Here is an 18,552-nt window from a genome sequence, read left to right on the forward strand (position 1 = left end):
TGTTACCTTAACGGGTAATAGTGCTATCGTCGCATTGTCCGGGAACAACCGGAAAAATGTCGCGTAAATGTATCAGTATATCGCCCCAGGAATTGGGTAAACTTCAATGGGAAGTTAAAAGGTTAAATAAATCGGAAGTAATCAGGGGTTAGCGGAATCTTGTTTTAGGATGGGGGCAAAGATTATTAATCACCTAGCATGGAGTATCTATGGATATGTTAGCAGAACAAGTAAGGACCTTAACGAATAAAGTAGATGCCCTGTATGAGGTAGTCATGCAGCTACGGGGAAGTATTCCTAGGGATGATCATGGTTTTTCGGAAATGTTTTCATTGACTCGGACTGCTGAGGAAGGACTGACAGATAGCAGTGGGGTGATGGAAGAATCGGAGCTGCACGATCGCAAATACAATAGTGGATTATACCCAGTTCCTTCTCCAGCAATGACTGTAAGATTTGAGGAACGCCAGGGTACACACAAAGATATTTTAAGTGATGATCACTATATAAATAGCAGCACTATGGTAAGCCAAGAAACCATGTTTAGTGCAGATGTTCAGATCCAGCGTTTGACAGCCCAGCTTACTGCTGCTTACAATCGTATTGCAGCCCTAGAAGAACAGTTATTGTCTAAGCGGGTGCGCGCTTGAAGGGAGAGGGGTCACAGATGGTGAGCAAGCTGTTCAATTTGTGTCAGTAACTGGCTTAATGTCCACTGACTGCACAGATAGGAAGCGATCGCACATCCTCCGGCTCCGACACCCTCTTTAACATATCCTTGCTCAAATGCTTGTAGTTGGGGGTAATGGGAATGGGTAAAATCAAGTTGGGTTGCCAATAGGGGAACCGGACCGATCGCCTTAGCGAGTCCGACAGTATCCCCTGTAGTATCTTCTGCAACCCAGCGAGTAGTACCAACAGCGACCCGTCCCGGACACCAGGAAAGATTTTTAGCAGAAGCGATCGCCTCAGCCAAAGCATAAACAGCCAGCATTTGGGTTCCCCCCGCCAAAAGAACCCCTACCCGGCGACTAGCAGCAATAGTCATAGCAGCAACCGCAATTTGCATAGGGTCGCCAACAGCAGCAACCAGTGTCAGGGGATCGACTTGACCTGGGGTAATTTGAGCCGCCCGGAGTCCGGCGGTAACTATGGCTAATTTTTGGTCATGGTTACACTGGGGGTGGCTACTGTTAACTTTTCCGGCGGCGGGAATTCCCAAACCCATCAACACAGCCAGGGCGGTGGTAGTTCCCCCGACGACACATTCTCCGATGATCACATAACTATCATGAGCCATAGCAGCAATGCGATCGCCCCAAGCCAACCCCGACTCAAATAGATGTTGAACTATGGTAGAGTTCAAAGCAGCGCCGGAACTGAGACACTTAGCCGGGACTCCTCCCAGGTCGATAGTTGGTACACAAGGAATTACCGGAACCCCAGCATTAAATAAGTTAATCGGGATATTCAGCGCCGCCACTACAGCCCGCGAAATCAGGACGGGGGAAGCACCAGCCACCAAAGGCGGTAAAGGATAACGGGGAGATGGCACAGGACCTGTGACCAGAAATTCAGCGTCTGCGAGATAAGTGCGGCGGCGATCGGCAGGTGTAGCGCCAGCGGCGGAAATTCCGGGAATTAAACCCGTTTCCGTAAATCCCAAAACACAGGCAAAAATGGGCTTTTGGTGTCGATATTGGCTTAACCAAGCCTGACCATTACGGGGCTGTGTATAAATTCGGACTGCCATTATTCCTCATAGTCGAGCAAAATCTGTACCCAACGGGGGGGGCGGGGAATAGGACTTTTAAGGCGATCGAGCATCAACAGAGACACCAAATGCACCAAAAACAGATAAACGATATTATTAGCCAAAACCATCAATACAGCCACAATCTGAATAAATAGTAAACTTGGGGGTGCAAGTATCCCCAAACGAATAAAGATAGACTCTAGCAGTTGTGCAATTTGGGTAGTCGCATAAACCCACAAATCCCGACCCAAGAGAATTGACAGCAGCCAGTAACGGAAAAAGAAGCCAATAGCGCCAATTAAGGAGGCGATCGCCACAGTAACCGGCCATTTGGCTCCTCGTTTCCACAAGCCGCCCAAAACCACAGCCATCCAACCATAGGGGATCACATAGAGAATGCTGCGTGTAGGACCCATTAAAACTGTCAAAAGTAACCCAGAGGTTACAGCACCCATAATCGCCGCCCGTCGATCCCAGCGCAAATACAGCAAAGCAATAGGTAGGGGAAAAAAGACTCGCAACAGAGGACCGAGAGGAAAGTAGTAGTTGATAAACCAAATCAAACTAGCCGTGGATGCCAGAAAGGCAGTTTCCACCATGACGAGGGGGGAGACAGAAGGGAAACTGTCCGATGGTTTAGGAGATGGTTGGGGGCTATGGTTAGAAAAATCACTCATGCTATCTTAGGTCAGGAACGAGGTTAGGCGAGGCCATGGTAGCACCAAGACCGCTAACCCATGTTAAACCAACATCCTCTCTAGGGCATGAACATCGGGAATGCTGAGAAGATCGCGATCGCGATGAATTAATCCCTTTTTCTCCAGTTTACTGAGTACCCTAGTCACAGTTTCGCGAGCTAGTCCGCTCAAACTGCTGAGTTCTCGGTGGGGTAAATTAGGAATTGTCGTTCCTGATTCTGTGGTTTTACCTTGTCCCTCTGCCAAAAACAACAAAATATCTGCCACTCGTGAAGCACTATCTGACTCACGCAACCGTAACCGCCGATTAACCTGACGCAGACGGCGGCCCATTAACTGAGCCAACCTAATACCTGCCAATGGTTCCGTGTTAATCAGTTGGACAAAATCCTGAGCTGGCATATTGCCAATCATGGTTGGGGCGAGGGTAATTACATCTGTGGATCGGGGGACCTCATCAAGGGCTGCCATTTCTCCAAATAATTCACCTTTCCCCAAAATATTGAGTGTAACTTCCTTACCATCAAGGTTGTAGGTCCTAATTTTGACCCAACCATCTAAGATAAAATATACTGAGCTACCCCAATCATTCTCCAGCAAAATCACTTGATTGGGGGGGTGGCTTCGACCCACCACATGAGAGGTGGCTCTTTCGGCTACCTCGTCGGGTAAACCCTCAAAAAAGGCAGTCGAGAGAATCATCCGGGTGATATCTGATTGTGACTCGCGGGAGAAGTACCGATCTTCCATTGGGCTATGATGTTTGAAATTAGCGCTTATCCGTGGCTAGTTAGCAGGAGTTGTCCAATAGACAATTGACTGTCACCATTCACAGAGCCAACTTTAGTCAAACGATACCACTATTATTGTGGAGTTTCGTTGTACTTAACTACAATAGCTAAGGTTTGACTACGGATGTAATCCGAGATTGGCTTTGATTATAATTGAGGGCATCAGCCTACACAGTAGACTAACCAGGGATGAGTTGAGAACTAGATTGGCACAGGCAGGTTATCATTTTAAAGGGATATAGAGTCAAAATCACTGTATCCTACCAAAATTAACCTAAATTGGATGTTAACTCACAGATGTGAGCTGGGGGTGGTCCCCCCAACTTTGGGCCAAGCATCGAGCTACGCCTACTCCTAACAACACTATTTTAAAGGTTAAATCTGGACTATTGAAACTCAAAATATATTGATATCCCGGTTAAATTTTCTCGTCAAACGCTAGTAAATTGAGGTCCCTCCCTTGACTTCTCATCAGGATCAAATTCAGACTCTTATTGCTGAAATTGACGAGGTACTGAGTCAACCCAGCCCCAGGCTACCTTGGGTGGCTTTTGGGGAAACCGTGACCCGCGCCCGTCAAGTGTTGCAGCGTGTTCGGAATTATCTCGTATCTCTTCAACAAGATATTGATGACTCTTCATTGTCCCTGAGATCTACAGGTTCCGCTGACCCATCATCTCTTTCGGAGTCCCAACAGCAGAATTTTTGGCAAGCCTTGCGGGAAGAAATGGGTTATTTGCGATCGCGACTTTCGGCTTTGCTAAAGTCTGAGGTAGAAGAGTTACGCCATGAGCGACAACTGCTATTACAGGATATCAGAGCTTTAGAACTGCGGCGACAGGAAAATCTGCTCTCCGTTGACCAATCCCACGACCAGCAGCAAATTATTACAGAGTTTCTGCAAGAATTGATGAATCGTCTTCAGGAAAGTCTCACTGAGAGTGTTAGCGAAACCCTCAGTAACCTGGAGGAACAGGTTATTAACGCCCTGCTGTTGGGGGATACTGTTCAGACTACCCCCAGTGAGTCCACTACGGCTTTGGGTCGTCGGGGAGGTGAAGGCGCAAACAGTAGCCGCGATGTTCGGGTTTTTTCTGATGCTGGTGGGGACTATGCGGAGGAGTTGGAAACTTCTAAGATGTTACCCCGACTCACTCCAGCCCAACGACTGGAACAAATGCGGACTCTACAGGCTCAGTCTGATCAGATGCTGATGACCCTTGATTCTAGTTTAAGTGTCATTTTTGAAGCCCTACAAAGCAATTTACAAACTTATCAGGAATCTCTGTCCCAAAATATTGAGAAAATGCACGGTTTGGGACAACAGGGAGAGGTGATTCTTTCGGCTTGGATTAATTATCTCACCCAGCAGTTGAGTCAGGCTACAACCTCTGAACTTCAATCTTCTATACAACTGCTTGACCTACAACCTAGACAGGGTACTCCCCCGCTTAAACCTAATGCGATCGGTCAGCAGGGGGTGGTTATGACTCCCGAAACTCAACCGTCTCCAGAGATATCTTCTGTTCCCGATCACGATGATTTCTTTCCTTTTGCGGGGGTGGAACTTCCCTTACCCACTAGAGTTTCCGAAACTCCCATCGAATCAAAACCACGACCGGAACCAAAAGAGGATATAGTCGCGGAAACTGCTGCTGATATCCCCCCTGAACCCGTAGATGAGGGGAATTGGGGTGCTGATTTATTCGGTGATGATGAGGCTGATGATAGTGATGATATAGTGGCGGAAACTGCTGCTGATATCTCTCCTGAATCGGTAGATGATGGGGGTTGGGATGCTGAGGATTTATTTGGGGATACCTCAGAGACATCTACAGAGACATCTACAGATTTATCAGAATCAGAACCTGATGAGGAAGATCTGAGGTTGGATACTCAAGATTTGTTTAAGGATACCCCAGAGGAAGAGCTACCAGTGGCGAGAGAAACTCGGAGAAATGTATCTTCTGCGGGGGGTGGAAATGGTAGCCAGTCAGACCCGTTTGATGGCTTCTCTGTGTCGGAAGAATTAGATTTATACGGAAGTTTACAGCCAGATGATGCTCAGGAACTTCTCTGGGAGGATGACGATATTTTGAGCGAAAATATCAATCAAAATCAGCCAGTAGAGATGAATAGAGACACGCCCAATCAAAAGGCTTCTCCATCTGCTAGTCAGGATACTTTTGAAGATTTTAGTAATATCTTTGAAGAACCCAATTTAAAGGAGGATGAACAGTTTATCTATGCTTCTCCTGATGAGAATTTGCTTCCGGGTGTTGATGATGGTAGCGATGATGATGAATCGATGGATTCTCGGCTGTTAGTTGATAAGAGTACCCTGGAACAATTAGAGGCAGAATTGGCTAGGTTAGAGAGCCCGGAATCTAATGAGATTGAAGATATCTTAGCTGAAGATATCTTAGCTGAAGATTCCGGGGAGGATTATCAACCGATTTCTATGCCTTCTGAGGAGGAAATGATTACTTTTGATAACTTGTTTGGCGAGCTAAATTCGAGTGTTAAAACATCGCGTTCTGCTGCTTCTAATTCGGCGGGTAAACCCGAAAAATCGGCAACTGTATCAGATAATCCTTTGACGGAATGGGGTGATTCTGATGTAACTCTTGATGATATCTTGAGCAGTTTTGAACAGGCGGAAAATAAATCATCATCAAAAATCGATGATAATGATGAATTTTTGAGTTTAGAATCTTTGAGTCAAGAAATGAGTAAAAGTAACCCGAAAAAACGCGATTAATTGAGGTGGAATTGGAGATGACAGGTTGTTGAGAATTGGCTGAAAATATTACCCTAAGCCTCAATACCTCTCCCCAGGTGGGAGAGGGACTGCGTGGGATGTATTACATGATTAATCAAGTAGCATATAGGAGCGATCGCACCTTTTAAATAATCGCCAAGCTACCACTAACTAGAGGGTGAGAAACGGCTATGGGGAAGGAGAATAAAGGAGCGATCGCTTTGGGGTGGGGATTTCTTGGGGGTTGGGGATTGACAATTGACAGGCTGTGATTGGTCGGTTTCAGCAATTGTTAAATTAATCTTAAAATTCCTGGTTTTTGACCGGGAATAATGATGGGAAAATATTTATATTTATGATGTCAGCCGAGAGTGTATACTGTCTGACAGAGGATTTGGTTCGCGTCTTGTACAGCCGTTCCGCGATTAGCTACCCTCTCCAATAGGGGGTATGCTGTCAGTGGCGGGTTGTGCTGGCAGAATGATAGTAACACTAACTATAAATCGGTGAAATTCCATGTATACACTGCATCAAATTAACCTTAAATATCGGCCGCCACTAGCCAAATTACTAGGAAATAAAGGGATTTATCAACCCTGGGATTTCCGTAATTTGTTCAGGAGTTATGTGTTATGTCTAGTCCTGCTAGTTTTAATTGTATTCGGCTTTCCTGAACCGTCTCATGCTGATATAATAACCGTTGATGTTGCAGTGGAACAGAGCAAATATAACAATGAGTCTTGGGATGTATTAAATGGAGCCCCGGATTTGGCAATTTGTTTGTCTAATCAAAGATTGGGAACTGTTTGTATTCCTGATGGTTCTACACCTGACAGTATTAAGAACCCTAACTGTTCCAATTCTTATCTATGCAGATTTAGCCTCAGTGCGCCCCCAAATGCGGAATTTAAAGTTTCTGTAGTTGATGTAGATGTGATGTTCAATGATATAATAGGGGCGGGTTGGTGTCGTCAAGGAATGACTTGTGAAATCGGACAAGCTAAAGTAGCTATTAAGTGACGGTTAAACTTGTCTAATTGTTAGCCATAATAGTTAATGACTTCTGTGGTTTTTGATCAGAGTTTAATTTCGGTTCATGGTCAAATCTCAGAAGCGATCGCATAATGATATGGCTGTCCCAATAGGTGCGATCGCTTTGTGGTGGGGATTTCTTGGGGGTTGGGGATTGACAATTGACAGGCTTTGATTGGTCGGTTTCAGCAATTGTTAAATTAATCTTAAAATTCCTGGTTTTTGACGGGGAATAATGATGGGAAAATCTTTATATTTATGATGTCAGCGGAGAGTGTATACTGTCTGAGAGAGGATTGGGTTCGCTCAACTGCTATCTACCAGACTAGACCCCTGGAGTAATTATGCCTAGAAAAAACACTCCCAAAAAGCTGAAAGAAGTTCAGGACTACACCCACAATAAACAACATCCCCAACGACCGGATATTGGCACAGAATCACAATTTCAGAAGCCTAAACCTCCCGTTACCTATCGCTATGATTCTTCCCTCGCACCGGAGTTAAATTGGGATGAAAACCCAGCCAGGGAAAAAGCGGAGGCTTTAATTACTAAAATTCTCAATGCTACCAGTTTGGAAGAAGCACAAGCCGCCGCGCTTGAGTTGAAGTCTATGGGGGAACCTTTCCTTAATTGGTCTGGAAAAGCAGAACGCAGCAGTTTGGAAGTGCCAACATTGCCACTATTTGTGCATGAAAGACTTTCGACTAGGGCGATTATTGAAACTCTCAAATCTCATCAAAAGGGGGATAATCAACTTAATCTTTTCGACCTATTTAATGACCCGGAATGGTCGATTACTGACCAAATTCTGAGGGCTTACGAATACCAAGGAAATTGGGTTAATCGCATGATTTTGGGGGATTCTTTAATCACTATGAATTCTCTGGTACAATATGAAGGCATGGCGGGGAAAGTACAGATGATTTATATGGACCCGCCTTATGGGGTGAAGTTTGGCTCGAATTTTCAGCCTTTTGTGAAAAAACGGGATGTTAAACACAACGAGGATGAACACTTTACCCGCGAACCGGAGATGGTTAAAGCCTACCGCGATACTTGGGAATTGGGGTTACATAGCTATTTATCTTATTTAAGAGATAGGTTATTATTGGCGCGGGAATTATTAACTGAGAGTGGCAGTGTTTTTGTCCAGATTTCTGATGAGAATGTTCATCATGTTCGGGAATTGATGGATGAGGTTTTTGGGGCGGAGAATTTCTTTTCATTTATTAGTTATAAAACATCTAGCCCTTTAGGGGCAAAACGTTTACCGTCTGTTTGTGATTATTTATTATGGTATGCCAAAGATAAAGAAAAAGTAAAATTCAAGCAAGTATTTGAGCAGAAAGATTTTGGTGAAGGTACGGAATTTACATGGATAGAAGAACCAAATGGCGAAAGGCGAAAAATGACTACGGAAGAAAGATTAAAGCCCCAAAATATTCCAAGCGGTTATAAAATATTTTCCAGAGGCGTTCTCTTCTCATCAGGATATGCGCCTAGCTGTATTTATGAATTTGAATTCGATGGGCTTAATTATAAAACATCTACTAAAAGTTGGCGTACTCATAAAAATGGTATGCAAAAATTAATAGCAAATCATAGATTAATTCGGATTGGTTCCTTACCATATTTCGTTCAATATTATTCTGATTTTTCCTTACAGCCTTTAAGAAATATCTGGTCTGATACTAGACCAGCTATGAGTAAACAATATGTAGTCGAAACACAACCGAAAATTATAGAACGCTGTCTACTTATGACCACAGACCCCGGCGATATTGTACTAGATATAACCTGCGGAAGTGGGACGACTGCTTATGTAGCGGAACAGTGGGGGAGAAGGTGGATAACTTGTGATGTGAGTAGAGTTCCGTTAGCCTTAGCAAGACAGAGACTATTAACCGCAACTTTCCCGTGGTATGAACTAAAAGACGGTAATTCCCCCAGTGGTGGGTTTGTGTATAAACGGAAGCAGAACAAGAAAGGGGAAGAAGTGGGGGGAATTGTGCCGCATATTACCCTCAAGAGTATTGCTAATGATGAGCCTTCCACCGAGGAAATTTTAGTAGACCGTCCCGAAGTAGATAACAGTATTGTGCGGGTGTGTAGTCCGTTTACCATTGAGGGAACCATCCCGCCTCCGGTGGATATGGAAAACCAAGAGGAACCGGAAACAGAAGCCGTGGTGATTGAAAATCATAGGTCTTATGAACAGCGAATGCTGGAAATTCTCAGAAAGTCTCCGATATTGCACCTTCCCCAAAATCGCACCATTAGGCTCTATCAAGTTCGGGAAACGGCGCGATCGCGAAATTTATCAGCAGAAGCGATGACTCAAGCAAGGGATTTAGAAATTGCGGAAACCGGTGAAACTGAGAAAGCGATCGCCTTCCTGTTTGGGCCAGAAAATGGAGCGATCGCGGAACGGACAGTATTTGAAGCCGCGAGGGAAGCACACTCGAAAAAGTATGCTCATTTATTTGTGATTGGCTTTGCTATTTCAGCGATCGCGCGTCAGTTTGTGGAACACTGCAAAGACACCATGAGTATTCCGGCTACTTATATTCAAGCCACCCCTGATTTATTGATGGGGGACTTACTCAAACACATGAAAAGTTCTCAAATCTTTAGTGTTTGTGGACTCCCTGAAATTAAAGTACACAGGACGGAGGATGGAAAATATCAAGTAGAGTTACTAGGCTTGGATGTTTTCGACCCCACCACAATGGAGGTGGAATCACAACCCGGAAAAAATGTCCCCGCATGGTTTCTCGACACGGACTATAATGGTCTATGTTTCCACGTTAATCAAGCCTTCTTCCCCCGCACCAGTGCTTGGGAGGGTATTAAAAAAGCACTAAAAGGAACCTATGATGATGAAGTTTGGGAACATTTGGCGGGAACCAAAAGCGCACCGTTTGAACCGGGGGAGTATAAAGAAATTGCGGTTAAGGTGATTGATGACCGAGGCAATGAATTGTTAGTTACTGAGAAGATTTAATTGTGAGAGTAGATGAGTTAACAATTAACGAATAATTCTCAGCATAAAAAATTGAAATTGTATCGAAGTAGATATGAGTTTTCCATTATGTTTAAAAGTATCACAGTCAAAAACTTTAGATGTTTTGAAGACTTGACTATTAGCCAAATAGAGCGAGTCAACTTAATTGGGGGAATGAACAATATTGGCAAAACTGCTTTATTGGAAGCCATTTATTTAATGACCAGCTTGGGTTCTATGGAAATTCCCTTGAAGCTAAACTTTGATAGGGGAGTTTTTAGTCCCAGGACTTTTGACGTAGAAGAAATATGTGAATGGTTATTCTACCAAAAAAAAGCCAATAAAGCAATTAAAATCCAAGTTATCGATGAACAAGACATTAAAAGCGAACTGAAATTAAGCCTAGAAAAAGCGGCGAGTCCCAGACTATTTCCCCTGACTTTGAGTTCTAACCGACGCAAAACCCTTAAAGATTTGAAATTAGAGTTCAAAATTGGAGACCAAAAACCTTTACAATTTACCATGTTTTTAGCACCAGACAACGAAGAACCTGACACGCCACGTTTAGGTATAGTCAACCAAGATGAATCACCGGAAGACTTAGAAATTCCCACTTTTCCCCCCAGCTATTTTATTAGTAGTCGCCTGCGAATTTCCCCAACTGAAGACGCGGAAAGATTTAGCTTTTTGGAGGCTCAAAATAAGCAGGATGAAATTGTCGAAATACTGAAGATATTAGAACCACGACTAAAACGCTTATCTGTGTTGGTGACAGGGGGAGTCCCTATGATTAATGGTGATATCGGAGGGAATTATTTAATTCCTGTTTCGTTAATGGGAGAGGGTATGAGTCGGTTATTATCGATGGTTTTATCTATCATGAATGCTTCAGGAGGGACGGTTTTAATCGACGAAATAGAAAATGGCATACACTATTCGGTAATGGCTAAAATCTGGGAATCAATAGCGGCAGCCAGCGAGAGATTTAACACCCAAATTTTTGCCACAACTCATAGCCAGGAATGTATTGATTATGCTCACGAAGCCTTTGAGAATTTAGCAAGCTATGACTTTCGATATTTTCGACTGGAAAGAAAACCGGAAACTAATTTTATTCAAGCTGCGATTTATGAACAAGAAAATATTGAAACTTCTATCGCTTTGAACTTGGAGATGAGATAATGAGGAAACCGATAAGGATTGATAAGCCAAAACTGATTATCGGTGAAGGGATTGAAGAAAAGATTGTTTTTTCTAGGCTAATAAAATCCCTGAAAATTGAGGATATTCAAGTAGAGTCTTATGAGGGAAAAGGCAATCTGGGAAAATTTTTGAAAAGTTTACATTTAATTCCTGGCTATCAACAATTGCAATCTCTGGGAATTACTCGAGATGCAGATGAATCGTTTAAATCCGCATCAGAAAGTATAGATAATTTCATCTCTAACTCAAATTTTAGTGCGGCGGGTACTGTCAAGATTACTCAGTTTATTATGCCAGATAATGGTTCTCCGGGAATGTTGGAAGACCTCTGCTTAAAATCAATAGCAGCCAACGAAATTCAATGTGTTGATGATTTTCTGGAATGTATATATAATCGTTGCGAAAGAACTCCTAAAAATTTGGCAAAAGCTAAAATTCATGCTTGGCTGGCGAGTCAAGTTAACCCAGGTAAAAGATTGGGAGAGGCGGTAGAATCTGGATATATTAAATTGGAGGATGAGGCTTTTCAACAGATTATAGAATTTATCAAAAATATTTAGTTTAAATAAATGGAGAATTATAACGATGACCTACGAAGTAAACGAACCAATCCTTAATTCGCCGTTTGATGAACCGTCCCACTATTGGTTTATCCGAGATGGCTATGAACCGGAACTGATTAAGGGTCGTCGTCCAGCGATCGCTTATCCACCACTAGAAGGTAATGTAGATTGGGATTTGGGGGAGGTTCTGAAACCATCCCCGGTGGAAGAGTTTTATCCGGGGTATGAAATGACGCTGGTTAACCAACTGAGGGAAAGGGTCAAAGAATGGCGATCGCTCGGTTATCCCGGCGTAACCCGGACTACTTTAGACTTGCTGAATTACTGGCAGCGAGAAGGGAGAGAACACCGTCTATTTTTTACACAAATGGAAGCGACGGAAACAATTATTTTCCTAACGGAAGCCAGAGGAGATTTAAAGCAAGGAATTGATGTTCCCATTGACTCACCTGCTGATGTAACTCTCAAAACCTTCACCCGCTACGCTTGCAAAATGGCTACGGGTTCGGGAAAAACGACGGTAATGGGGATGTTGGCGGCGTGGTCAATTCTCAATAAAGTGAGCGATCGCCAAAATCCCAAATTCTCTGATGTGGTGTTGATTGTCTGTCCCAACGTGACTATCAAGAGACGCTTAGAAGAATTAAACCCGGCGAATGGGGAAGCCAGCTTGTACAGAATGCGAGACTTGGTTCCCCCTCACCTGATGGATAAACTGAGACGGGGGAAAGTGTTGGTGACTAATTGGCATATTTTTGAAAAGCGATCGCCTCCCACCCCAGGGAATGAGTCAGCCAAAGTGGTGAAAGTGGGAGTTCCGGTTACTACCACAGAAGCCATTAAGATTGGCGCAAAAAATGACACCATGCGAGGGACCCGCTACCTGACCCTGGAAAAGTTGGAACAACAGCAACACCTGGGACAGATTAAAGTTTTGGAGGAAGACCGCGATCGCCAAGGAAATCTCAAAACTGTGAAAGTTGAACAAACCCGCTACTTGGAAAGTGACGCGGCTTGGATTCGGCGCATACTGACCGCTGAAATTGGGAACAAAAAACGCATCCTAGTTCTCAATGATGAAGCACATCACGCCTACCGCATCGCACAAGCTGAATCAGACCAAGATGAGGATGAGGAACTAACCGACTACAGCCAAAAGGAAGCGACTATCTGGGTGGAAGGACTCGATCGCATCCACAAATACCGGACGGTGAATCTGTGCGTAGATTTATCGGCTACCCCGTACTATTTACAAGCCGCTGGAAAAGATAGTAATAAACCGTTTCCTTGGGTAGTCAGTGACTTTAGCTTGATGGATGCCATTGAATCGGGGTTAGTGAAAATCCCCCAGCTTCCCGCGCGAGATACCACCGGGGCTCAAATGGCAGAACTAGCCTATTTTAACATTTGGAAATGGATTACCAACCAAATGACCCCAACAGAACGGGGTAAAAAAGGCAGCGCACCGAAACCGGAAGCTGTACTAAAACATACTCAACACCCTATTATCATCTTAGGTGGGAATTGGGAAAACACCCGTAAACTGTGGGCAGAAAACCCCGATGACCCCAGACCGCCAGTTTTTATCATCGTCTGCAAAAATACCAAAATTGCCAAGGTCCTCTATGAATGGATTGCTGAGGATATTAAACCAGGTTACATCCCCTCATTAGGTTTGGCATCCCTTCGCAATAGTGAAACCGAAACCAATACCATTCGCGTAGACTCCAAAGTGGTGGAAGAGTTGGAGTCCGGGAACAGCAGATCCGATGACTCGAAATGGATGCGCTTTACCCTGGATACAGTGGGTCAGGTTAACTGGCCCTGTGATGACCAAGGAAGACCTATCTACCCGGAAGATTTCTATGACCTGGCTATGAAATTAGGGCGATCGCTTCATCCACCAGGTCGGGATATCCGCTGTATCATTTCAGTGGGAATGCTGACAGAAGGCTGGGATTCTCGGACTGTGACCCACATCATCGGTATCCGACCCTTTCAGTCTCAGTTACTCTGTGAGCAAGTGGTGGGGAGAGGTTTGCGGCGACGTAGCTATGAACTCACCGAAGACGGTAAATTTGCCGAGGAAACCGCTAATATCTTCGGGGTTCCCTTTGAGGTTGTCCCCTTTAAAGCCAATCCCCAAGGGGGAAAACTCAAGAAACCTGAAAAACGCCACCATATTTACTCGGTCGCGGGAAAGACACAATACCGCATCGAATTTCCCAGAGTGGAAGGCTTCTGTCAGGGTATCCAAAATCGCGTGACTGTGGATTGGGATGCGATCGCACCATTGACAATTGACCCGTTCAATATTGCACCAGAGGTGCAGATTAAAGCCACTCTCCCCAATAATCAAGGTCGCCCCAGTCTTTGTGGCCCAGGTAAGTTAAAAAGTTTGGATCTCAATCCTTACCGCCAAGGGAAAAGGCTGCAAGAGTTAGTATTTAAGTTAGCCGCAGATTTGACTAAAACCTATTGTCAAAATCCCAATTGTGAAGCGCCGCCTCATGTTCTCTTCCCTCAACTGCGAGGTATTTGCGATCGCTACCTCACCGAAAAAATCAAGGTGGTCAAGCCGTGTCAGTTGGTTGATGTTTGGTTAGCCCCCTATTATGGTTGGGTGATCGAAAATCTCAACGGTGCGATTTACCCTGATACTGACGCAGGAGAAGCCCCAGAAATTCCCAAATATGAAGCTAATCGCGGTAATGGCTCAACCGATGATATCAATTTCTGGACCAGTAAGAAAGTCTACAGTGTCCAGCATTGCCATATCAACTGTGTGGTAGCAGATACGGATCAATGGGAACAAGCCAGCGCCTACATCATCGACACTCACCCAATTACTGAGGCTTTCGTGAAAAATGAACGGCTAGGGTTTACTATTCCCTATTATTATGATGGCAGCGATCGCGACTACCACCCGGATTTTATCATCCGTCTGAAAACTACCGCCACCCACTACGTTATCCTGGAAACCAAGGGTTATATCTACGAGGGAACCGAGGAGAAAAAGGCGGCGGCTTTGCGCTGGGTGAAAGCTGTTAACAGCGATGGTCGATTCGGACATTGGGATTATCGAATGTGCAAGCTGAACCAAGTTCGGGAGTTTTTAGATCAGTTGATGGCGGAAATTAATTCCCAGTGATATAATTCTGCCTTAATTGTAGTTAAATTATGAGTTGGATATGATACCATTAAAGAGGCGATCGCACTATGTTAAATAATCGCCAAGCTACCACTAAATAGACCGTAAGAAACGGCTATGGGGGACCCAGTGGAAAGTGATTTCTCCAACAGCCACGGGTGTGGGTCCAGGGTGTGGGTCGGGGGGTTGGTTAAAAAAAATTAACACAGTTCACAATTAATTTCCGCCCTGTGAGATAGTAAATTCTGAAGGCATTAGGGGTTAGATATCTGTTGTGTCGTTGAAGTATGCTCTGGTCCATGAATGGTTAACACCGAAAGCCACAGGGGGGTCAGAGTTAGTGGTGCGAGAAATTCTCAAGCATATTGATGCCCAAGTTTATGCGCTGATTGATTTTGAATCAAGTAATCCTGACAGTTATCTATATGGGCGAAAGATTGGGACCACATTTTTACAGGACTTTCCCTGGGCGAGAAATGGTGTACAGAAATATTTACCGCTATTACCGTTAGCGATCGAACAGTTGGACCTGCGGGAGTATGACGTAATATTATCTTCATCCCATGCTGTAGCCAAGGGAGTGATTACAACGCCTCAACAAAGGCATATTTGCTATTGTCACACTCCTATGCGCTATGCTTGGGATCTCACCTTTGACTATCTCAGAGGTAGCTCTGTCGGCTCAGGAGTCCCCGGTATGTTAACCCGTGTGTTGCTGCACCAACTACGGCAATGGGATGTGATTTCAGCCAACCGGGTTGATTATTTTATTGCTAACTCTCAACATACAGCCCGGAGGATATGGCGATGTTACCGTCGTGAGGCGAAGGTAATTTATCCCCCGGTGGCGATGGACAATATGAAATTTCAGGCCCAAAAAGAAGATTTTTATCTGACCGTTTGCCGTCTGGTGAGTTACAAGAAAATTTCCCTAATTGTCAAAGCCTTTAACGAATTGGGTTATCCGCTGGTAGTAATTGGCACAGGTCCCGAATGCGATCGCATCAAGAAAATTGCCAAAGATAATATCCAGCTTTTAGGTTGGCAAAGTGATCAGGCAGTAGGGGAATATATGTCCAAAGCCAAAGCATTTGTCTATGCCGCCTGCGAAGACTTTGGAATGGCGATCGTAGAAGCCATGGCTTGCGGAACACCTGCGATCGCATTAGGAGTAGGAGGCGCGACAGAAACCGTGCGAGATATTCGCAAATATCCCGACTCCGGGACAGGGTTATTATTTACGCCGCAAACAGAAACAGGTTTAATGGAGACAGTCCAAGTCTTTGAAAGTCTCAATGGGCAATTTCATCCTGAAATTATCCGAACTCATGCGAGTCAATTTGATCAAAGTCGGTTTCGGGAGGACTATCTTAATTTCGTAGATAAGTGTTTGAACACAATGGACTCCCAAAATTTCAGCTAAAATGCCAAAGTATTTAAGAGAGCCAGAAAAGCTGAAAAGCCCTAATTTAGGTGGATTGTCCAGACTGGTTCCCCGGTGACGACCTGCCATCTGGGATCTTAGTATATGAGTACAAGATACTCAATCATCCTTATTGAGTGTCTCAAGGCTTTATGATCATGACTGTGTGTGGTGTGAATTGAAGGAGTAAGATGACTGCCAATAGCCAACTTATCTTCGGTAGGGGACTTCGACGTGCATTTACAAGGCGTGGCTTTGTACCCTTAGTGCGTCCGCGTCAGCAACGAACCCTGTCTCTGGTACAGAGTCTGAACGGAGATTTTTTTAAGCGTTCATTTGACATTGTGTTTTCCCTATCGGTTCTGATTTTGTTTTCTCCGGTTTATTTGATACTGAGCTTGTTAATTGCCCTGAGTTCCCCTGGTAGCGTGTTTTACGTCCAGGAAAGAGTCGGCAAAAATCGCCAACGGTTTGGTTGTATCAAATTCAGGACCATGGTTAGTAATGCAGATGAGATGCTGATGGAGATCATGGAAACCTCTCCTAATCTCCGCCAAGAGTTTCAGGATACGTTTAAACTTAAACATGATCCTCGAATTACCTGGATAGGTAGATTCTTGCGTGTGACTAGCCTTGATGAGTTTCCCCAATTCTGGAATGTTCTCAAAGGTGATATGAGTGTAGTAGGCCCTAGACCCCTGGTAGCCGAGGAATTACATAAATATGGTCGTCACATGGATAAGGTTCTGACCATCAGACCGGGAATCACTGGACTCTGGCAAGTCTCAGGACGCAATGATATTCCCTATCCTCGTCGAGTTCAGATTGATTTGCACTATGTTAATTTCAAGAATTTCTGGATTGACTTATGGATCATTATCAAAACTATTGGTGTGGTAATTTTTCCCAAGGATAATGGTGCTTATTAACCTGGAGGGGTGAGTCATCAGAAATTATGTGTCCTACCCGGTTTCTGAGTTAAGATATTTATGGTTCTTGTCTAAGTAACCGGGTTTTTTATAATGAGTGCCAGTGGCAAACTTGCCCCACTAGGGAATAATCATGAGGGTGCATAATAGAGTATAGACAACCGCCATGGGCGGGCTGATTCGTATGGAAAGGAAAATAGTCAGATGTCAAACAGTAAACCAGCGTTAATCACAGGTATCACAGGTCAAGATGGTTCATATCTGAGTGAGTTACTATTAGAAAAAGGCTACGAAGTTCACGGAATTATTCGTCGTAGTTCTAGTTTTAATACAGACCGCATTGAACATATTTACAAAGACCCCCATAATCCTAATGCTCGGTTATTCTTACACTATGGGGATTTAACAGATGGTACTACTCTGCGTCGTATCTTAGAAGAGGTTAAGCCGGTAGAAATTTATAATTTGGGGGCTCAATCCCATGTGCGGGTCAGTTTTGACTGTCCAGAATATACTGTTGATACGGTGGGTTTAGGGGTATTAAGACTATTAGAAGCTATTCGAGATTATCAGCAGCGCACAGGGATTCAGGTGCGGTTTTATCAAGCAGGTTCTTCGGAAATGTTTGGGAAAGTTCAGGAAATCCCCCAGAAAGAAACTACACCTTTTTACCCTCGTAGTCCCTATGCTTGTGCGAAGGTTTACGGACACTGGCAAACGGTTAATTATCGGGAATCTTACGGTTTATTTGCCTGTAATGGTATCCTGTTTAATCATGAAAGTCCCCGCCGTGGTCCGACTTTTGTTACCCGCAAAATTACCCGCGCTGTAGCCAGGATTGTGAAGGGAATGCAGAAGGAACTTTATCTGGGTAATCTGGATGCAAAACGGGACTGGGGTTATGCTAAGGATTATGTGCGGGGAATGTGGATGATGTTGCAACATGATCAACCGGATGATTATGTGTTGGCAACTAATGAAACTCATTCAATTCGCGAGTTTTTGGATGTGGCTTTTAATTATGTCAATTTGGATTGGCATGATTATGTCAAATTTGATGAACGCTATTTACGCCCGGCTGAGGTAGAATTGCTGATTGGGGATTCGACTAAAGCCCAAAATGTCTTGGGTTGGAAGCCGTTAGTGTCTTTTGAGGAATTGGTAAAGCTGATGGTTGATAGTGACCTAACACTATTGGAAGAACCTCATGAAGAGGGAGACCATTTTGATTAATTTTTAG

14 protein-coding genes and 1 pseudogene are annotated in these 18,552 nt (G+C 44.1%); 11 read left to right on the forward strand and 4 right to left on the reverse strand.

The window, feature by feature from the left end; translation table 11 throughout:
* Positions 1-67 (forward strand): annotated as a pseudogene (locus tag ACTIE0_RS11045) (zinc ribbon domain-containing protein); the annotation flags it as partial.
* A gap of 142 nt (positions 68-209) precedes the next feature.
* Positions 210-650 (forward strand): hypothetical protein, encoded by a 441-nt coding sequence (locus ACTIE0_RS11050; RefSeq protein ID WP_006668025.1) that lies wholly within the window; start codon positions 210-212, stop codon positions 648-650.
* Between the two features lie 11 nt (positions 651-661).
* On the opposite strand, the gene cobT is transcribed toward ACTIE0_RS11050, so the two are convergent.
* The 3 genes from cobT to ACTIE0_RS11065 form a co-directional block, all read right to left on the reverse strand.
* On the reverse strand, positions 662-1,753 hold the full coding sequence (gene cobT, locus ACTIE0_RS11055; RefSeq protein ID WP_006668026.1) for a nicotinate mononucleotide-dependent phosphoribosyltransferase CobT: 1,092 nt from the start codon (positions 1,751-1,753) through the stop codon (positions 662-664).
* Entirely contained in the window at positions 1,753-2,433 is a 681-nt protein-coding gene (locus tag ACTIE0_RS11060) for a DUF2232 domain-containing protein (protein WP_006668027.1), read from the reverse strand. Before ACTIE0_RS11060 ends, cobT begins: the two co-directional genes overlap by 1 nt.
* 63 nt (positions 2,434-2,496) lie before the next feature.
* Positions 2,497-3,204, reverse strand: coding sequence for a Crp/Fnr family transcriptional regulator (locus ACTIE0_RS11065; RefSeq protein WP_006620746.1), 708 nt, complete (start codon positions 3,202-3,204; stop codon positions 2,497-2,499).
* A gap of 501 nt (positions 3,205-3,705) precedes the next feature.
* Between ACTIE0_RS11065 and ACTIE0_RS11070 the strand changes: the two genes are divergently transcribed.
* Positions 3,706-6,006 (forward strand): hypothetical protein, encoded by a 2,301-nt coding sequence (locus ACTIE0_RS11070; RefSeq protein WP_006620747.1) that lies wholly within the window; start codon positions 3,706-3,708, stop codon positions 6,004-6,006.
* A gap of 145 nt (positions 6,007-6,151) precedes the next feature.
* Here the strand turns inward: ACTIE0_RS11070 and ACTIE0_RS11075 are convergent, their stop codons facing one another.
* Entirely contained in the window at positions 6,152-6,295 is a 144-nt protein-coding gene (locus ACTIE0_RS11075; protein ID WP_157234376.1) for a hypothetical protein, read from the reverse strand.
* Between the two features lie 227 nt (positions 6,296-6,522).
* On the opposite strand from ACTIE0_RS11075, the gene ACTIE0_RS11080 reads away from it, so the two are divergent.
* The 8 genes from ACTIE0_RS11080 (at position 6,523) to gmd (ending at position 18,545) form a co-directional block, all read left to right on the forward strand.
* The gene (locus tag ACTIE0_RS11080) at positions 6,523-7,026 is read left to right on the forward strand and encodes a hypothetical protein (RefSeq protein WP_006620750.1); all 504 of its coding nucleotides are present in this window, start codon (positions 6,523-6,525) and stop codon (positions 7,024-7,026) included.
* Between the two features lie 356 nt (positions 7,027-7,382).
* Positions 7,383-10,043: a site-specific DNA-methyltransferase gene (locus ACTIE0_RS11085; RefSeq protein WP_006668028.1), complete on the forward strand. Its 2,661-nt coding sequence runs from the start codon at positions 7,383-7,385 to the stop codon at positions 10,041-10,043.
* Positions 10,044-10,130: 87 nt separating this feature from the next.
* Entirely contained in the window at positions 10,131-11,225 is a 1,095-nt protein-coding gene (locus tag ACTIE0_RS11090) for an AAA family ATPase (RefSeq protein ID WP_006668029.1), read from the forward strand.
* Positions 11,225-11,806 carry a DUF3226 domain-containing protein gene (locus tag ACTIE0_RS11095; RefSeq protein WP_006668030.1) on the forward strand — a complete coding sequence of 194 codons (582 nt, stop codon included), beginning with the start codon at positions 11,225-11,227 and terminating at the stop codon, positions 11,804-11,806. The genes ACTIE0_RS11090 and ACTIE0_RS11095 overlap by 1 nt, the downstream gene beginning before the upstream one ends.
* A gap of 25 nt (positions 11,807-11,831) precedes the next feature.
* Positions 11,832-14,960 (forward strand): BPTD_3080 family restriction endonuclease, encoded by a 3,129-nt coding sequence (locus tag ACTIE0_RS11100; RefSeq protein WP_006668031.1) that lies wholly within the window; start codon positions 11,832-11,834, stop codon positions 14,958-14,960.
* Positions 14,961-15,234: 274 nt separating this feature from the next.
* Entirely contained in the window at positions 15,235-16,383 is a 1,149-nt protein-coding gene (locus tag ACTIE0_RS11105; protein WP_006620757.1) for a glycosyltransferase, read from the forward strand.
* A gap of 191 nt (positions 16,384-16,574) precedes the next feature.
* Complete coding sequence (locus ACTIE0_RS11110) at positions 16,575-17,312, forward strand: undecaprenyl-phosphate galactose phosphotransferase family protein (protein ID WP_006668032.1); 738 nt, start codon at positions 16,575-16,577, stop codon at positions 17,310-17,312.
* A 204-nt stretch (positions 17,313-17,516) separates the two neighbouring features.
* Positions 17,517-18,545, forward strand: a complete 1,029-nt coding sequence (gmd, locus tag ACTIE0_RS11115) for a GDP-mannose 4,6-dehydratase (protein WP_006668033.1) — start codon at positions 17,517-17,519, stop codon at positions 18,543-18,545.
* The last annotated feature ends 7 nt before the right edge of the window (positions 18,546-18,552 follow it).

Source organism: Limnospira sp. (genome assembly GCF_051859755.1).
Taxonomy (GTDB): Bacteria; Cyanobacteriota; Cyanobacteriia; order Cyanobacteriales; family Microcoleaceae; genus Limnospira; species Limnospira fusiformis.

Coding starts and splice junctions, on each gene's coding strand:
- ACTIE0_RS11050 (WP_006668025.1), top strand. CDS start 210: ATGGATATGTTAGCAGAACAAGTAAGGACCTTAACGAATAAAGTAGAT.
- cobT (WP_006668026.1), bottom strand. CDS start 1,753: ATGGCAGTCCGAATTTATACACAGCCCCGTAATGGTCAGGCTTGGTTA.
- ACTIE0_RS11060 (WP_006668027.1), bottom strand. CDS start 2,433: ATGAGTGATTTTTCTAACCATAGCCCCCAACCATCTCCTAAACCATCG.
- ACTIE0_RS11065 (WP_006620746.1), bottom strand. CDS start 3,204: ATGGAAGATCGGTACTTCTCCCGCGAGTCACAATCAGATATCACCCGG.
- ACTIE0_RS11080 (WP_006620750.1), top strand. CDS start 6,523: ATGTATACACTGCATCAAATTAACCTTAAATATCGGCCGCCACTAGCC.
- ACTIE0_RS11085 (WP_006668028.1), top strand. CDS start 7,383: ATGCCTAGAAAAAACACTCCCAAAAAGCTGAAAGAAGTTCAGGACTAC.
- ACTIE0_RS11090 (WP_006668029.1), top strand. CDS start 10,131: ATGTTTAAAAGTATCACAGTCAAAAACTTTAGATGTTTTGAAGACTTG.
- ACTIE0_RS11095 (WP_006668030.1), top strand. CDS start 11,225: ATGAGGAAACCGATAAGGATTGATAAGCCAAAACTGATTATCGGTGAA.
- ACTIE0_RS11100 (WP_006668031.1), top strand. CDS start 11,832: ATGACCTACGAAGTAAACGAACCAATCCTTAATTCGCCGTTTGATGAA.
- ACTIE0_RS11110 (WP_006668032.1), top strand. CDS start 16,575: ATGACTGCCAATAGCCAACTTATCTTCGGTAGGGGACTTCGACGTGCA.
- gmd (WP_006668033.1), top strand. CDS start 17,517: ATGTCAAACAGTAAACCAGCGTTAATCACAGGTATCACAGGTCAAGAT.